11 protein-coding genes are annotated in these 16,494 nt (G+C 44.0%); 3 read left to right on the plus strand and 8 right to left on the minus strand.

What is annotated here, in order from left to right; translation table 11 throughout:
• Window positions 1–9: 9 nt before the first annotated feature.
• From P8629_RS00245 to recQ, 3 genes are all read right to left on the minus strand, one after another.
• Window positions 10–2,106, minus strand: a complete 2,097-nt coding sequence (locus tag P8629_RS00245; RefSeq protein WP_278163360.1) for a TonB-dependent receptor — start codon at window positions 2,104–2,106, stop codon at window positions 10–12.
• A gap of 179 nt (window positions 2,107–2,285) precedes the next feature.
• Window positions 2,286–2,741 (minus strand): YaiI/YqxD family protein, encoded by a 456-nt coding sequence (locus tag P8629_RS00250; protein WP_278163362.1) that lies wholly within the window; start codon window positions 2,739–2,741, stop codon window positions 2,286–2,288.
• 68 nt (window positions 2,742–2,809) lie between these two features.
• Window positions 2,810–4,624 (minus strand): DNA helicase RecQ, encoded by a 1,815-nt coding sequence (gene recQ / locus P8629_RS00255; protein WP_278163364.1) that lies wholly within the window; start codon window positions 4,622–4,624, stop codon window positions 2,810–2,812.
• A 160-nt stretch (window positions 4,625–4,784) separates the two neighbouring features.
• Here recQ and P8629_RS00260 point away from each other — a divergent pair, with 160 nt between their 5' ends.
• On the plus strand, window positions 4,785–5,867 hold the full coding sequence (locus P8629_RS00260) for an SO_0444 family Cu/Zn efflux transporter (RefSeq protein ID WP_278163366.1): 1,083 nt from the start codon (window positions 4,785–4,787) through the stop codon (window positions 5,865–5,867).
• A 67-nt stretch (window positions 5,868–5,934) separates the two neighbouring features.
• On the opposite strand, the gene P8629_RS00265 is transcribed toward P8629_RS00260, so the two are convergent.
• Window positions 5,935–6,753, minus strand: a complete 819-nt coding sequence (locus P8629_RS00265) for a DUF2189 domain-containing protein (protein WP_278163368.1) — start codon at window positions 6,751–6,753, stop codon at window positions 5,935–5,937.
• A gap of 239 nt (window positions 6,754–6,992) precedes the next feature.
• Between P8629_RS00265 and P8629_RS00270 the strand changes: the two genes are divergently transcribed.
• On the plus strand, window positions 6,993–8,195 hold the full coding sequence (locus P8629_RS00270) for a methyl-accepting chemotaxis protein (RefSeq protein WP_278163369.1): 1,203 nt from the start codon (window positions 6,993–6,995) through the stop codon (window positions 8,193–8,195).
• A gap of 17 nt (window positions 8,196–8,212) precedes the next feature.
• On the opposite strand, the gene P8629_RS00275 is transcribed toward P8629_RS00270, so the two are convergent.
• From P8629_RS00275 to P8629_RS00285, 3 genes are all read right to left on the minus strand, one after another.
• Window positions 8,213–11,299, minus strand: coding sequence for an efflux RND transporter permease subunit (locus tag P8629_RS00275; protein ID WP_278163372.1), 3,087 nt, complete (start codon window positions 11,297–11,299; stop codon window positions 8,213–8,215).
• Window positions 11,299–12,426 (minus strand): efflux RND transporter periplasmic adaptor subunit, encoded by a 1,128-nt coding sequence (locus P8629_RS00280; RefSeq protein ID WP_278163374.1) that lies wholly within the window; start codon window positions 12,424–12,426, stop codon window positions 11,299–11,301. The genes P8629_RS00275 and P8629_RS00280 overlap by 1 nt, the downstream gene beginning before the upstream one ends.
• Window positions 12,427–12,514: 88 nt before the next feature.
• A complete protein-coding gene (locus P8629_RS00285; RefSeq protein WP_278163376.1) occupies window positions 12,515–13,420 on the minus strand; it encodes a LysR family transcriptional regulator in 906 nt (301 codons plus the stop codon).
• A 146-nt stretch (window positions 13,421–13,566) separates the two neighbouring features.
• Between P8629_RS00285 and P8629_RS00290 the strand changes: the two genes are divergently transcribed.
• Entirely contained in the window at window positions 13,567–14,409 is an 843-nt protein-coding gene (locus tag P8629_RS00290) for a pirin family protein (protein WP_278163378.1), read from the plus strand.
• A gap of 94 nt (window positions 14,410–14,503) precedes the next feature.
• Here the strand turns inward: P8629_RS00290 and P8629_RS00295 are convergent, their stop codons facing one another.
• A complete protein-coding gene (locus P8629_RS00295) occupies window positions 14,504–16,279 on the minus strand; it encodes a methyl-accepting chemotaxis protein (protein WP_278163380.1) in 1,776 nt (591 codons plus the stop codon).
• Between the last annotated feature and the right edge of the window lie 215 nt (window positions 16,280–16,494).

The following is a 16,494-nucleotide window of genomic DNA, read 5'->3' on the forward strand; positions in this document are numbered from 1 at the left end:
ACCTTTTTCTTAGAGCTGATAACGATAATTTAGCTGAATGTTTCTGGGGGCACCAGGCGTGTAGGCATAAGTTCCACGCGTATCTTTCGAGACTTCTTCGGCATAACGCATATCAAAGACATTGTTTACGTTTAACTGCAACTTATGCTTTTTCATCTCATACCCCAGCATCATGTTCGACACCATATGATACCCATCATATTTCTCGGTATTGGCATCATCAATGTAATAACTCCCAAACCCTAAGGCTTCCATTCGCGCTTGCCAACCATTCGATTGGTACCCGACAAAAGCGTTATATTGTTGTTCTGGAATAAAACGCACGTTATTACCAGAATAATCATTACCACTATCGGCATACTCTAAATATTCATAATTCTGCCAGGCTGCACTCCCTCCAACGGTTACTGAAGGCGTCAAGCGATAGGAAGCACTCACTTCCGCACCCCGCTTTTGGGTTTTTCCAGCATTGACATAATAGGTTGTCCAACCATCTTTCACGCCGACAATTTCATCGGTTAAGTCAATCTGATACACCGCAACCGTCGTTGCCAGTCGAGTCGCATTCAGCTTATACCCCAGTTCATATTGAAGTGCCGTTGAGGCTTTAAGATTTTCAGCTTGACCATAAGCGTAATTGACACTGACTTCACTGTCTGTCGGTGCCTGTTGCGCACCACTGACTGTTCCATAAAGGCGACTTTGTTGATTTAAGGCATAATTGGCAGACACTTTAGGCGCAAACAGGTCATAACTGGCTTTATAGGAATAAGCCCCATCACCGGATTTATAGCCACCTGAAGCATAATCGAAGGCATAATATTGTTGACCCGAAATATCCATATTCAAGTGGTCATAGCGCAGCCCGGCTTCCACCGTCCAGTCTGGCGTTAAAGAAACCGTTTGCTGGAAATAAGCCCCACTCAATTGGCTACTCGCATCCTCAACCTGTGCTAAGTCACCTTTTGCATCTGACGACACAAGGGTAATCCGCCCTGATGGAATTTTCGTGATATCCTGATATTTATACTTTTTACTGTTATCTCGAATATCGGCTCGCATCGTCACCCCGAACACTTGGCTTGAGGGCTTGCCAAATGCTAAGTGTTGACGACTGAACATTAAATCCGTTCCAAGCACATAGTTGTTTTTTGAATCATTGATAAAACCGGTGACCGGGTGAAAATGTTCCCACTTATTTACATAAAATTGGGGATTAAACTTAAGTCCATTGCCTAAATCGGTTTTATAACGGGTGTTGAAGAACAATGTCTTACTGTCGCGAGCGCTTTGCGACCAAACCGACCCGGTATTATCTTTATCATTTAAGGTTTCTCCAGTGTCCTTATAATAGGCAAACCCATCTTCATTCAAGGAGCTCGGTAATTGCATATTGGATTCTTGGTAACTGATTTCCGTTTCTAAGGTGCTGTCATCAGCAAAAAAGTGTCCTTGCTTCACCGAAAACTGCGTGGTGTCAAACTGATTATGTTCGCGCCAGTTATTATCTGTTTGCCGACGAGACATCTGAACGGAAAAATTGTCATCATCGCCAGCCTGCCAGGTTTTATGAATCGCCGCATTACGGCTGGTTTCAGAACCGGCACCCACTTTAAAATAGTCTTTCGAATCATCAAATACAGAAATAGATCGGACCGAAATAACCCCTCCGCTGGCATTCGCGGCTTCAATGGAACCGGGACCTTTAAAGACTTCTACTGACTCCATATCATCGATGTCAATAAAATCGAACCGTGTAAAGCTGTCTGGGTCCGTCATTGGAACCCCATCTCTCATCACCATGATCTCACGCACACCATAACGCGCTTTCAACCCAGCTCCTCGAATGATCAAACGAGAATCGTAACCACCGTTCTTACTCACCGCAATCACCCCAGGCATGGTTTTAATCACATCGTTAATGTTGCGGGCATTTTTATCTTCAATGGCTTGCCGGTCGGCAACGTCCACGCTTTGGGACACATCCAACGCTTTACGTTCTTCTTTGGTCGCTGTGACCGTAATGGCGTCTAAAGAGGTCTCTGAAAAAGAGACCGAAGCGTACATTACCGCCAAAATGGCTAACCCTATTTTTGAATAGTTCACTTAGTTTGTCCTCAGTCCTAAAATTTTATTTTTAACCCTATTAAATGGGCTTTAATTTCCATTCAAATTATAGGGATAAAGAATTTCAGAACGATTGAGTAACCTTGAGAAGAGTATGGAAACCTGAAGAAAGGTTTAAGCAAGGCTTGTTAAATCAGTAACCAGAGTTGCGACGGGCATCAGCGCTGGCGCGCATAGCGTGTTAACAGCCGATCCAAGTTATTGGCAAAGGCTTGACGATCTTTTTGATTCAGTGGTGGAGGGCCACCGGTATCGACACCGCTGGAGCGTAACGAGTCCATAAAATCTCGCATATTGAGACGTGCACGAATATTTTCCGTGGTATAGAGTTCACCACGAGGGTTGAGAGCAATGGCACCCTTTTCAATCGCTTCTGCGGCCAGAGGAATGTCGGCCGTAATGACCAGATCGTTATCCGACAGACGTTTCACAATTTCATTATCCGCTATATCAAAGCCTTGTGTGACCTGTAAAAAATCAATATAAGACGATTTTGGAATCCGCATCGTATGATTGGCCACCAACGTCATTTGGACTTTGGCCCGTTGTGCAGCTTTAAATAAAATTTCTTTAATCACGACCGGACAAGCGTCCGCATCCACCCAAATATGCATCGATTCTTTTCTTTATATTGACCTAATTATTAAAATCATCTCATAAAAATGACCAGGCCTGGCCATAATTAATCAAACTGACGCAGTTGGTTGAGGAATTCAAAGCCATATCTTGCCAATTTGCTTTCGCCTACTCCGTTGATCGCCAACAGCTCTGAATCATTTTGAGGGCATTTTTTTGCCATCTCAATCAAAGCGGCATCGCCAAATACTTGATAAGCCGGGCGCTCTTCGCTGTCAGCAATGTCTTTCCTCAAACGGCGTAAGGTTTCAAAGCGTTCCAGTTCATCTGCCGTTAAGTCGGCTTTATTTTTCTGACCGCCACGAGTCGATTTGCCCACCTTGTTACGAGGCAAGGCCAATTGCAGCGCCACTTTTCCCTTGAGAATGTCACCCGCTTTTTCGGTCAGTTTGAGCACGGAATAATGTTGAATGTCCTGCACCAAGTACCCTAAATGAATCAACTGGCGAATAATACTGTCCCATTCCACGGCCGAATATTCTTTGCCAATGCCATAGGTGCTCAAGCTTTGGTGATTCAACTGGCGAATGCGTTCATGTTCCATCCCTCGCAAAACATCAATAACATGACGCACCCCGAACCCTTGATCGAGCCGATAGACGCAAGACAGCGCTTTTTGCGCCGCAACCGTGGCATCGAAAAACCGTGGCGGATTCAAACAAATATCGCAGTTCCCGCACGCATTATCGGTTCTTTCATCAAAGTAATTCAATAATACACTGCGGCGACAAGATTGCGCTTCGGCAAAATCGACCATACAACTTAGTTTAAAGTTTTCAATGCGCCGCTGCTCTTCATTCGGGTTGTTTTCGACAAAATGACGTGCCGTAACAATATCTTGTGCGCCATATAATAATAACGCTTCCGATTCCAATCCATCACGACCGGCTCGCCCGGTTTCCTGATAATAGCCTTCGATATTTTTCGGCAAATCATAATGCACCACGAACCGCACATTCGGTTTATCAATCCCCATGCCGAAGGCCACGGTGGCCACCACAATATCGACTTCATCTCGAATAAACTGCTGATGCACGGTCTGTCGAATGTCACCGGGCAAGCCTGCATGGTACGCTTTCGCACGATAGCCCCTATCTTGCAACTGCAATGCCACCTCTTCGACGCGCTTTCGGCTGAGACAATACACAATACCACTTTCTTGATGGCCTGGCCGAGCGTCCAAAAAACTGAGCAACTGCTTCATCGGCTGACGTTTTTCAAACACGGTGTACCGAATATTTGGGCGATCAAAGCTGCTGACATGCACATGAGGTTGATGCAAATTCAAGCGTTGTAAAATGTCCTGACGGGTCGCGGCATCGGCCGTCGCCGTTAAGGCAATAAAAGGTACCTGTGGAAAATAGTCTCGCAGTTGCCCAATTTTGCTGTATTCGGGTCGGAAGTCATGCCCCCATTGTGAAATACAATGTGCCTCATCAATCGCAAATAATGCAATCGGCAACTGTTGTAACTGTTGAAAAAACGTTTGGTTCAGTAAGCGCTCTGGAGACACATATAATAAATCTAATTGCCCCGTGTGCAGTTGCATCAAGACTTGATCGGCCGATTCATAATCTAACGTGGAATTATAGTAAGCCGCTTTCACCCCATTGGCTTTCAAGGCACTGACTTGATCCTGCATCAACGCAATTAACGGAGACACCACAATGGCGGTTCCCGGGCGAATCAAAGCCGGAATCTGATAGCAGAGCGATTTTCCGCCGCCCGTTGGCATCAGCACAAAGCAATCTGACCCGGCAACCAAATCATCAATAATTTCGGCTTGATGAGAACGAAAAGCATCATACCCAAAAACGGTTTGTAAAAGGGATAAGGCATTGGCATCTTTCGAATCGGACATAAACTCTCTGTGTGATTAAAAACCGTTTTAAATCGGAGCGCCAAAATAAACCATTCTCTCCTAAATAACAAGTGATACCCACGGTTTAAATAATCAATGTAATTGAGTTTTGACAGCAAATTGGGTAGGCTTGCTAAAAGATTTCACTTGAGAGAAGCCAATGATCCTATTCCAGAACTTTCTATCTCTAGCACTAGAGTCGGCACCATGGTTAGTGCTGGGGTTAGTGTTGGGCGGGCTCATCAAAACATTACTGCCCATCGATTTTCTCAATAAACATTTACAGGCCAATAGTTTAGGCGCCATTACCAAAGCCACATTATTTGGCGCGCCTTTACCTTTGTGCTCTTGTGGCGTTGTGCCTGCTGCTGTTGGGTTAAGAAAAGCAGGTGCCTCTAAATCGGCTACGGTGTCTTTTTTAATTTCCACGCCTGAAACGGGCGTTGACTCCATCAGTGTCACCTATGCATTAATGGGCCCCGTCATGGCAATCGTTAGAACGATTAGTGCGCTTTTTTCAGCGTTTTTCACCGGCTTATTAGTGTTACTTTTTGGCAAAGAAGGGTCTTCCATATCTCAAGAACAACCAATAGAAGTCTCGACCAGTTGCTGCCAAACGAACACCTCTTGTTGTGATTCACCCCCTGAAGAAACGACCACAAGCTGCTGTGGAGGAAAATCTGTAATCCCTCAAAGGAACTGGCTCAAACGTTCCTGGCAAGGCATTCGCTATGCCTTCGATGACATGCTAGCAGACATCGTCGGCTGGCTAACCGTCGGGTTAGTTTTTGCCGCCATCGTACAAACCTATATTCCGACAGATTTTTTAACTCAATGGGGTTCAGGGCTACTGGCAATGATTGTCATGTTATTAATCGGCATTCCAATGTATGTTTGCGCCACCGCTTCTACACCTATTGCCGTTGGGTTAATTTTGGCGGGTATCTCTCCAGGCACAGCTTTGGTTTTCCTATTATCTGGCCCAGCGACCAACATCGGCACCTTGGGAATTATTGCTGAGTTGCTAGGACGAAGAACCATGTTGCTATACCTCATCGGCACGATTGTTTCTGCCTTAGCAGCAGGATTGATTTTCGATGCTTTATTAACGCAATGGCAATGGAATCTCGCCAATAATATGCAGGCGAACCATGAGACGCTTCCTATCTGGATACAAGCGATCAGCCTGACCCTACTCACGCTGGCAGCATTTAAAATTTATTGGCGCAAATGGTCATTTTGATGATGACAGGCATAAAAAAGCCCTTTACTGAAAAGGGCTTTTTTACGGTTTAGCGTAGGAAAACTGATTAGGATTCTTGTCGAATATCAACTAAGTCATTAAAAGCATGCCAGCTTGCATAAGCCAATAACGGCATAATTACTACTAAGCCAAGCCCCATCGTCGCAATCCCAACCGATGCTAGTACAGCCAACACAATTGCCCATACAGCCATCACTGCTTTATTTTCCATCGTAACTTTATAACTCATAATCATTGCAGGAATAAAGGACACTTTTTCATCACGCAACATTAAAGGCATCGTAACCACGCTGATCGTGAATACTAACGCCAAAACAACGACGCCTTGTAAGAAAAAACCACCTAAAAACACCAAGCCAGCCTCAGAAGTCAAAAACCCCAGAACGCCTTCACTGGTATCAACAATCAATAGTGCCTCTGCCCTTGCTCCACCAGCGATTACAATCGCCATCATCAGCCAGAAACTTAAAATCCCTCCCAACGTCAAAGCAAATAAGGCAATATTAGAACCATTTCCTCGCCATGCGAAAAGTGATCGAATCACACTAGGAGATAACCCTTTTTCCAAACGATAGGCAATGAAATATAACCCCATCGCCAAAAAAGGCATAATAAAGATAAAAACCGCGCCGGCAATTAGCATCAAAGGCGGGGAACCTTCAAAAAAAGCCATCGTTAGCATAATAAGAAGCATCGACAACAAGCCATAAAAAAGAGAACCCAGTGGCGCATGGGCTATATCTTGCCACCCTTTTCTTAACCAGTCGCCAATTTGATTTAACTGAACCTCATGTGAAATCATCGTTTCACCTTTAGGCATATCCGTTTGATGTTGGTGCGAATGAACTGTATTGTCATGTGCCATAACTAACTACCTCCTAGCTATTCGATATTTTAAAATATCGATAAGAAACAACTTGTTAACAACATTATTTTTAAAGTCCAGTTTCATTCTAAATAAATAACCCCCCCGTTACAATTAAAAATTTTTACGTCAAAAGCATTACAAATAACAATTATTAATACACCCTTACTTTTTCTTGATCATGCTGGCAAGCTAATTGCTTTATCATGGCTAACCAAAAATAGATGGATAATTTTAATATGGCATTTTTGAACTATAACAAACCCAGCATTTTAAGAAAGATGCTGCTTGTATTCCTCGGCTTCGGCTTTTTTATGGGCGTTTCATTTCCATTGTTTGCCAACCTATTCGTTGAATGGAAAGAAGGCATGCTGGCATGGTTCGTTCTCTCCTGTATTATTGCCGGGATCAGTATCGGGGTTTTCAACTATTGGTTGTTAAACTACATGCTTTTGAATCGCCTAAAGCGTATCGGAGAGGTTGCCAATGCGATCAGTAACAACGATGTTTCTCACAATTGCAGTCTGATCAGCTTTGACTTTATTGGTGACATGGCAAATAGTTTTAACCTGATGTCCGAAAACCTCAGAAAGATGATCAGTCAAATCTCTGACGTTTCAAGCCATTTAAATCAATCTGCTAATGAAATGGTTTCGGTTACCCATGAAACCCAAAACGGGGTTAGTCGCCAACAAGAAGGGACACAAATGGTTGTCTCGGCCATTGGCAAAATGACTGATACCGTAACGGTCATGTCAAATAACACCTTTGCTGCTTCTGAAGCGGCTGAAAAAGCCAATACCGCCACACATGACGGTTCTATGGTGGTACAAGACACCGTGAGTTCGATCCAAGCCTTGGCTGATGAAGTCGAAAAAACGGCAAATGCCATCCAATTACTGAAAGAAGACAGTGAAAATATTGCCACTGTTTTGGATGTTATTAAAGACATTGCCGAACAAACGAATCTACTCGCCCTAAACGCTGCCATCGAAGCGGCTCGTGCAGGGGAGAATGGTCGCGGGTTTGCTGTGGTTGCTGATGAAGTTCGAACCCTGGCAAGTAAAACACAAGAATCCGCTAAGAAAATTGAATCCATGATTGCCAATCTACAAACGGCTGCCCAACAAGCTGTGGACGTCATGAACAAAGGAAGAGAACAAGCCTGTTCAAGTGTTAAAAAGGCAAATGAAGCGGGAGAATCCCTTAAACACATTGCCGCTGCGGTGAACACCATTACGGAAATGAACAATCAAATTGCCAATTCAGCAGAAGATCAGCGTCAGCAAACCGAAGTTGTTAACAACAGTGTCCATCAAATTAATGACATTGCACAAACCGTAGCACAAGGGGCCGCTAAAACTGACAATGCAAGTAAGGAAGTGGACAACTATGCTGCCCAACTTTCAACGCTTATTGGCCAGTTTAAAACACGCAAATAGCCTTTTCTTAACCGTTTTTATGGCTTAGACAATGCCTGCTTAAGGGCATGAGTCTTAGCCAATGGCGAACCGGTATTTTTTGCCACCATGGCATACGCCACGGGCACCACAAACAAACTCAACAACGTTGAAAACATTACCCCCCACAACAATACGTACCCTAATATCTGGCGCGTTTCTGCCCCCGCTCCCTCTGACAATATCAAAGGAATGGTTCCGGCACAGGTCGTAAAAGCCGTCATCACAATCGGTCGTAATCGTAACTGTGTTGCCGACACTAATGCATGGTAAACCGGCAATCCTTTATCGCGTAATTGATTGGTGAACTCTACGATTAAAATGCCATTTTTGGTTGCCAAGCCGAGCAGCATAATTAAAGCTATCTGGCTGTAAATATTAAGGCTTAACCCATAAAACAATAAAGCAAAAATGCCGCCTGCAAATGCCAATGGCACTGTCAGCATAATCACAAAAGGCTGAATAAAGCTCTCAAACTGAGCCGCCAATACTAAAAAGACAACCAACCCACCAAATAAAAAGACCCAATAAAGCGAACCGGTTGCGGTCTGAAATTCCTTGGACTGCCCTTTGTAATCAATAGTGGCTTCTGCGGGAAGCGTCTTACGGGTTAAATCATTCAAATAATTTAATGCCTGGCCCAGCGATAAATCATCATCTAGTTTGGCTGACAGGGTAATCGCTCGCACTCGGTTATATCGATTCAAGCTTGAAGCCGTTGCATCCTCGGTCATTGAAACCAGACTCGACAACGGAATCATTTTCTCACTGTCCTCGGCGTTCAAATAAATTTGATTCAAGTCATCTGGAGCCCTAAACCATTTAGGGTCCGCTTTCAGCAAAATGTCATATTCTTCTCCGTCATACTGAAACGTGGTCACCTTTTTTGAGCCAAGCAAAATCTGTAACGTCTCTGTAATATCTTGATGGGAAATACCCAATGCGCGAGCTCGTGCATAATCCACTTTGAGTCTGAGTTGTGGTTTACTGGGTTCATAATCCCAGTCCAAACTATTCAGCCCAGGATTGGTTTTCTCGATCACCTGATCCATCAATTCTTTCCATTGTTCCAAATCTTCATAACTGGGTCCGCCAATGACAAATTGCACCGGTTTTTGAATACGTCCTCCAATACTCGAGCGCATCACAGGAAAAGCTTTTACCCCAGTAAGGTCTGCCAAATCTTTTCGAACCGAACGCATGATTTCAAACCCGGATCGTCGTTGCGCCCAGTCATCCAGCACCACAATGACAAAGCCTGAATTAAAGACCTCTCCAGACCCGAATGAACGGGGTGCTCTAACAATCAAGCGTTTCACTTCACCTTTTTCCAATAAAGGCATCAACCGGCTTTCAATTTCATTCATATAGCTTTGCATATAATCAAAGGTTGCCCCTTCAGGTCCTTTCACCATGACAAAAAACACCCCACGATCTTCTTTAGGCACGTATTCTTGCGGCACTTTTTGCGCAGAAAAAATCATAGATGCCACCACGCCGATAAAAATCAGCGACACCCAAACCGGGTGACGTAAATTCTTAACCAGCAATTTTTTAAACCGATGCCGTGAATGTGTTTTTTTGAGCGGATTTGTTTTTTTAGGCTTTGATGCAGATAGAATATTTGAAGCGAGCGCGGGAGATAACGTTAACGCGACCCAACTTGAAAAAAGTACGGCAACCGCTAAGGTTATGGCAAACTCTGAAAAAAGTCGGCCTATATTACCTTCTAAAAACCCAATCGGTAAAAAGACCGCAACCAATACCACGGTGGTCGCAATCACGGCAAAGCCGACTTGCCGGGTTCCGAGATAGGCAGCGGCAATGGGTTTATATCCCAAATCTAAATGTCTTTGGGTATTTTCAAGCACCACGATAGCATCGTCCACCACCAGACCAATTGCCAACACCAATGCCAATAACGTCAGCAAATTGACCGAAAATCCGAGCATCCACAATACCCAGAAAGTGGCTATTAATGAAACCGGTAATGTGACAGCAGGCACTAAAGCCGCCCGTACATTTTTCAAAAACACCAGCATCACCAATACCACCAACCCTAAGGCGATGAACAACGTTTTGAACACTTCATTCACGGCTTGGTGCACAAAGACAGACGCATCATAACTGTCTTCTAAGCTGAGGCCTTCCGGCAAGGTTTTATTAATCACCTCTTTGCGCTGATTAGCCAGCTCCGCCACCGTCAAGGTATTGGCATTAGATTGCTTGATAATACCAATCCCGACCATCGGCATGCCATTCCCTTTAAAGAAACGACGCCGTTCTATCGCCCCCATCTGAACTTGAGCCACATCCCCTAATGTGATTTGACCGATTTGTTTATTTTGCTTGATGACCAGTTGCTTAAAATCTTCAACACTCTGAAGCGGTTTTTCGGCTTGCAGCGTCAACATCACATCATCGCCCTGTAACGACCCCACAGGCAGCTCAATGTTTGAAGCACGAATCTGATTTTCAATCTCAGTGGACGAAAGACCATAAGTCGCAAGTTTTTGAGGGTTTAACCAAACCCTCAAGGCAAAAGACTGCCCACCTCCGACACGAACACGCGCAACACCCTCCAGTACAGAAAAACGATCCACAATATAACGCTCGGCAAAATCCGTTAGCTCTGGAATGGTCATACGATCACTAGCCAAATTGAACCAGATGATAGGACTGTCATCGCCATCGGCTTTTTCAACTTCAGGCGCATCAGCCGCGACGGGCAAGTTATCGGCAATCCGTGAAACTCGATCTCTGATGTCATTGGCAGCGGCATCAATATCTCGATTAATACTGAACTCCACTGTGATATTCGACCGACCATCAGTGGATTGAGAGGAGATATATTCAATGCCCGAAACCCCCGCAATACGATCTTCAATCTGCTTAGTAATACGACTTTCAACCACCTCGGCAGAAGCGCCCAAATAAGTGGTTTCAATCGATACAACAGGCGGATCAACATTCGGGTATTCTCGCAAACTCATGCGATCAAAAGCCATCAACCCAAAGGCTACCAATAATAAGGATGCCACGGTTGCTAAAACCGGACGCTTAATCGATGTATCAGACAACCACATTAGGGCATCTCTCTTTTAGGCAACGATTTCTTAAGCAAATCCGCTTGAGATTGTCCCGACTGCATTGCTTTAATCTGCACGGGTTTGTTCAACGAAATTCGCATCAACCCCTGGCTGACAATAAGGTCGCCTTTTTGAAGTCCCTTTAACACCTGGGTAAGTTTGGCTTTTCTTTCGCCAGTGTCAATTTCCACTTTCTGAAGATGATAGATTTCTGGTTTCTCGGAAGGGACTAAACGATAAACAAACTGACGATCTCCCAGCATCAGAATCGCGCTGTTAGGTATCATTAATTTGGCTTGTGGCGGCAAGTGCAAAAAGGCCTGCACCATCATATTGGTTTTCAATTCCGCTTTCGGATTCACGATTAACGCCCTGGCCTGTATCATGCGCAAATTGGATTCAACTCGTGGAGAAATCGCTCTTAGCGTTCCTTTAAAACGACGTTTTGGATAAGAGTTGGTTTTTATCTCAACCGCTTGTCCTATCTTTAAATTGGACAAATATCGACTCGGAAGCAATAAATCCAGTTTCATTTGGCTGGTGTCATCCAAGCTCACAATCTTTGTTCCGGCCTGCACCAAAGCACCCACACTTAACTGTCGAAAACCAACTTGACCAGCAAACGGTGCATAAATTCTTCTATCCGCCAATTGTGCTTGAATCACTTTTCGCTTCGCTTCCGTCGTCTTCCACAAACGATAACGCTCATCAATCAAAGAACGGGTGACAGATCCGCGCCCTTCAATTTCTTTCACTCGCTTATATTGACGTTTCGCTTCTTCAGTGGCTTCCTTGGCTTCTTCCAATAACGCCAACTCTTCTTGCGAATTCAACTCAACCAACAACTGACTTTTCCGAACTTTCTGACCGTCCTTAAAATGAATCGCTTGAACAATTTCCGTGACATTAGCGGTAATGTCGACGGACTCTTTTGCATGCAGCGTTCCCAATACCTTTAAGTTCACCGGTATACTCACCGGCTTCACGCTATAGGCGATGACAGGGACCGCCTTTGATGCAGAATTCATTGGTTTGACCGGCTTAGCGTCATCTGCGAAAATCGAACTCGTGAGCAACATCAGCCAAATGTAGTGCCCACGCCACTTTAAAAAAACGTTCAACATGTTTATTGCCTTTAAACAAATTACGGTGAATTATAGAATTCTATTATGACGAGAAATTCTTGCGTATTATGCAAATAAAGAGGATTTATTAATCTTGATCCCAGTAAGCGTTATTGCCAAAACGGGCAACCAGAAAATCAATAAAGGCTCGGGCTTTCTGAGATAAAAACCGGTTTTGTGGATACACCGCATAAGCATGCATCATCGGAATTTTATAATCCGTTAGAATCTGAACTAACTCACCTGTCGCCAAAGCTTCCCAAGCGATAAAAGTCGGTTCTAATGCAACACCGTGCCCGGCTTTTGCCATATTCAATAAAAAGCTGCCATTATTTGAATAAAGGTGACTCGGCAAATTCAAATGCCGTTCTTTGTTATCCGGCCCAATTAAATGCCAACTGTCGGCACCTTTTGAACCATATCGTAAAATTTTATGCTGTTTAAGATCTTCTGCAGTTTTCGGTGTTCCATGCTTTTCTAAGTAGGACGGACTCGCGCACATCACAAATCGGATCGGTGCGATTTTCCGTGCTTGAATCGTCGAATCTTTTAAATCGGTAATACGAAACGCCAAATCGAACCCTTCTTCAACAATATCCACTTCACGGTCTGAAAAGTCGACTTGTAAGGTTAAATTCGGATGTTCCTGTGCAAAGCAATCTAAGGCAGGAGATAAATGCTCCAAACCAAAAGAAAGCGGTAGCGCCAATCTGAGCGTTCCTTCAAGACTCGCCTCTCTCGCAACCGCCATTTGATTCATTTCTGTCACAGAATCCAAAACCGACAGCGCTTTTTCATAATAAATCTGGCCGGCTTCGGTCAAGCTTGATTTTCGAGTGGTACGATTAATCAACTTCGTTTCCAGTCGATCTTCTAAATCCGCTAATCGCCGGCTCACAGCCGATTTTGCCAAATTCAATTGTTCTGCAGCTTTACCAATCCCACCGGCTTCAACCACTCGAACAAATACCTGAATATCTTCTAACTGCCCCATTACTTCTATAACCCTCAACACTTAACGTGAAATTGTTCTATTTTTTAGAACAGTGTTTTTGAATTTTGCGGGTTTTTTATTATCAAATCAAGCATTAATCTATACATAACAAAAACATTAAATTCAAAGAATTAAAGGAGACTCCGATGAACTCAACCAAAGAAGTTGTGAAAGTTACCCGCGGCATGCCGGCATCAGATGGTGCAGGCGTTCGCTTAACACGGCTCATTGGTCAGCCAGAAATTGAGGATTTAGATCCTTTTTTGATGTTGGATTTATTTAAATCAGATGATCCTGATGACTATATCGCAGGGTTTCCACCTCACCCACACCGAGGGTTTGAAACCGTCACTTACTTGCTCAATGGTCGAATGCGACATCAAGATAATCAAGGCAATGAAGGAGTGATTGAATCCGGTGGGGTGCAATGGATGACTGCGGGAAAAGGCGTGATTCACTCGGAAATGCCGGAGCAGGAAAATGGTTTGCTTAGAGGATTTCAACTTTGGATCAACCTTCCTAGCCACGCTAAAATGACGACTCCCGCTTACCAAGAGTTTACGCCTGAACAAGTACCAGTTGAAAAATGGGACAATGGAACCGAAATTCGTGTGATAACGGGTAAAACCGAACAAGGAACAGAAGGTCCGGTTAAAAACAATTACGTTAACCCGACTTACTTGGATGTAACACTTTCTGCCAACAGTGAGTTTACTCAGCCGCTCGCAACCGACAGTCACAGCTTTATCCTGATCATCGAAGGAACCGTTAAAGTCGGTAGCAAAGCCACGCCTTTAGAAAAGGGGATGCTGGCCATTCTATCTGAGGGAGAAAGTATTCAAGTGAATGCCGGAGACAAATCCGGGCGTTTCTTGTTGGTTTCCGGTCAACCGATTCGTGAACCGATTGCTAAAGGAGGCCCTTTTGTGATGAACACCCAAGAAGAGCTTCATCAAGCGTTTGATGACTTTCGAAACAATCGGTTCTAAAGCAGTCATCTTTCCAATAAAAAACCGCCAGGCCTGGCGGTTTTTTTGTGCCAACAGCGCCGTTAACCAACACTGTTTTACCTCATTTTTCTTATTAAGCAATTCGATGCAGATACCCTGTTTCATTCATTGTCGTTTCTGGGGCCTCTAATTGCGGTGAAACCGTAAAAAATGACATGTCTTTCTGCAAGATTTGAGACTGATGACTTAAACTTTCAGACGATGCATTGGTTTCTTCCACTAACGCCGCATTTTGTTGTGTCACCGATTCAATTTGAGCAATCGATTGCCGTACTTGATTAATGCCTTGTGCTTGCTGAACTGAAGCTGTTGCAATCTGTTCAATCATTTCTGCAACCCGATCAACCGATTGATGAATGCCTTGTAATACTTCTCCAGAGCTTGAAGCCAAATCCGTTCCTGTATCAATACGCTCCACGCTTTCTTCAATAAGTTGTTTAATATCCCGCGCGGCTTCTGCAGATTTTTGAGCCAAAGCACGTACCTCACCTGCTACGACAGCAAACCCACGACCATGATCTCCCGCTCTAGCGGCTTCAACCGCGGCATTCAGTGCCAATAAGTTTGTCTGAAATGCAATGCCATCAATCAAGGAAACGATCTCTGCAATTTTATGGCTGGAAGCCTGAATGGCATTCATCGCGTCAATGGTTTGCTGCATGACGTTTGCACCTTCTTCAGCCTTTAGCTGCACTTCTAAAGCCACCTTAGCTGTTTGTTGTGCGTTATCGGTATTATTTTGCACGGCTGAATTCATTTCTTCCATTGTGGCAGACGTTTCTTCCAGTGCAGCCGCCTGCTCTTGAACCTGCTGATTCAAAGACGCAGAGCCTTCTGCCACTTCCTGAGCGGCAGCACTTACGGTTTTCGACGCATCCATTGCGGTTGAGACGACTTCACTTAAACGATCTGCGACGACTTCAAACCCCTGACTTAATCGCGCCACACTGTCATCAAACATGGTTTTATTGTCGACATCCAAATGGTTTTTCATTCTCGCAGAAATATTTCCTTGGCTGAACTCATCTAGTACGGATACCGCATCCGCGACCACAGTCGTTAACATTAAGGTACTTTTATTGGTGGAAACATCCGTGGCAAATTTTACAAAGCTAACTAACTCTCCCTTTTGGTTATAAACGGGGTTATAGTTGGCTTCCAGCCAGATAGCGTTGTGATTTTTATCGAAACGCTCATACGTTCCAATTTGTGCCTCACCTTTATTCAAATCTTGCCAAAATGATTTATATGCCTGGCTTTCAGCATAACCGGGTTCGACAAATAAACGATGATGCTGTCCCTTGATCTCAGACAGGTCATACCCCATCGCCTGACAAAAGTTATCATTTGCATCAAGAATGTGCCCCTCTAAATCAAACTCAATCACCGCCATGGAGTTATCAATTGCGTCTAATTTTCCGGAAATTTTTACTTCCTGCTCAACTTGAGCGGTAATATCGGTCGCAAACTTAACCACTTTAATGACCTGTCCGTTTTCATCAAAAATGGGATTGTAGCTGGCCTCCAACCAAACCGAATTTCCTTGTACATCTTGACGCAAGAAACGGTCTTGAAAATATTCGCCTTGTGCCAGCTTGCTCCAAAATCGTTGGTAATCTGCTGATTTTTGAATCTCTTCCGGCACCAATAATCGATGATGCTGCCCCTTAAGGTCTGCTAAAGAAAATCCAACCACGTCTAAAAAATTTTCATTCGCGTCCAAAATTTCGCCCAGAGGCGTAAACATGATCATCGCCATCGAACGATGCATCGCTTGTACAACGCCCTGCAACTCAACCTTTTCTTGTTCACAAGCCTTTAATTTTTGTTTTATTTTATGGTGGAACATGGAAACTCCTGGCATTTTTAATGTTTGCTTTCATCGTTTAAAACGAATAACTGATTCCAATCAGTCTGAAAAAAATTATCGCACAAATTAACAACTTATACAAATACTGTACAAACACGTACAACTTTACATTACCGGCAAAAACGCAATAAAAAAAACAGCTTTCGCTATAAAAATGCTTTGTCATCTCTTTGCTGGACATTGAGAAAATTTCG

It is taken from the genome of Hydrogenovibrio sp. 3SP14C1 (assembly GCF_029625905.1).
Lineage (GTDB): Bacteria > Pseudomonadota > Gammaproteobacteria > Thiomicrospirales > Thiomicrospiraceae > Hydrogenovibrio.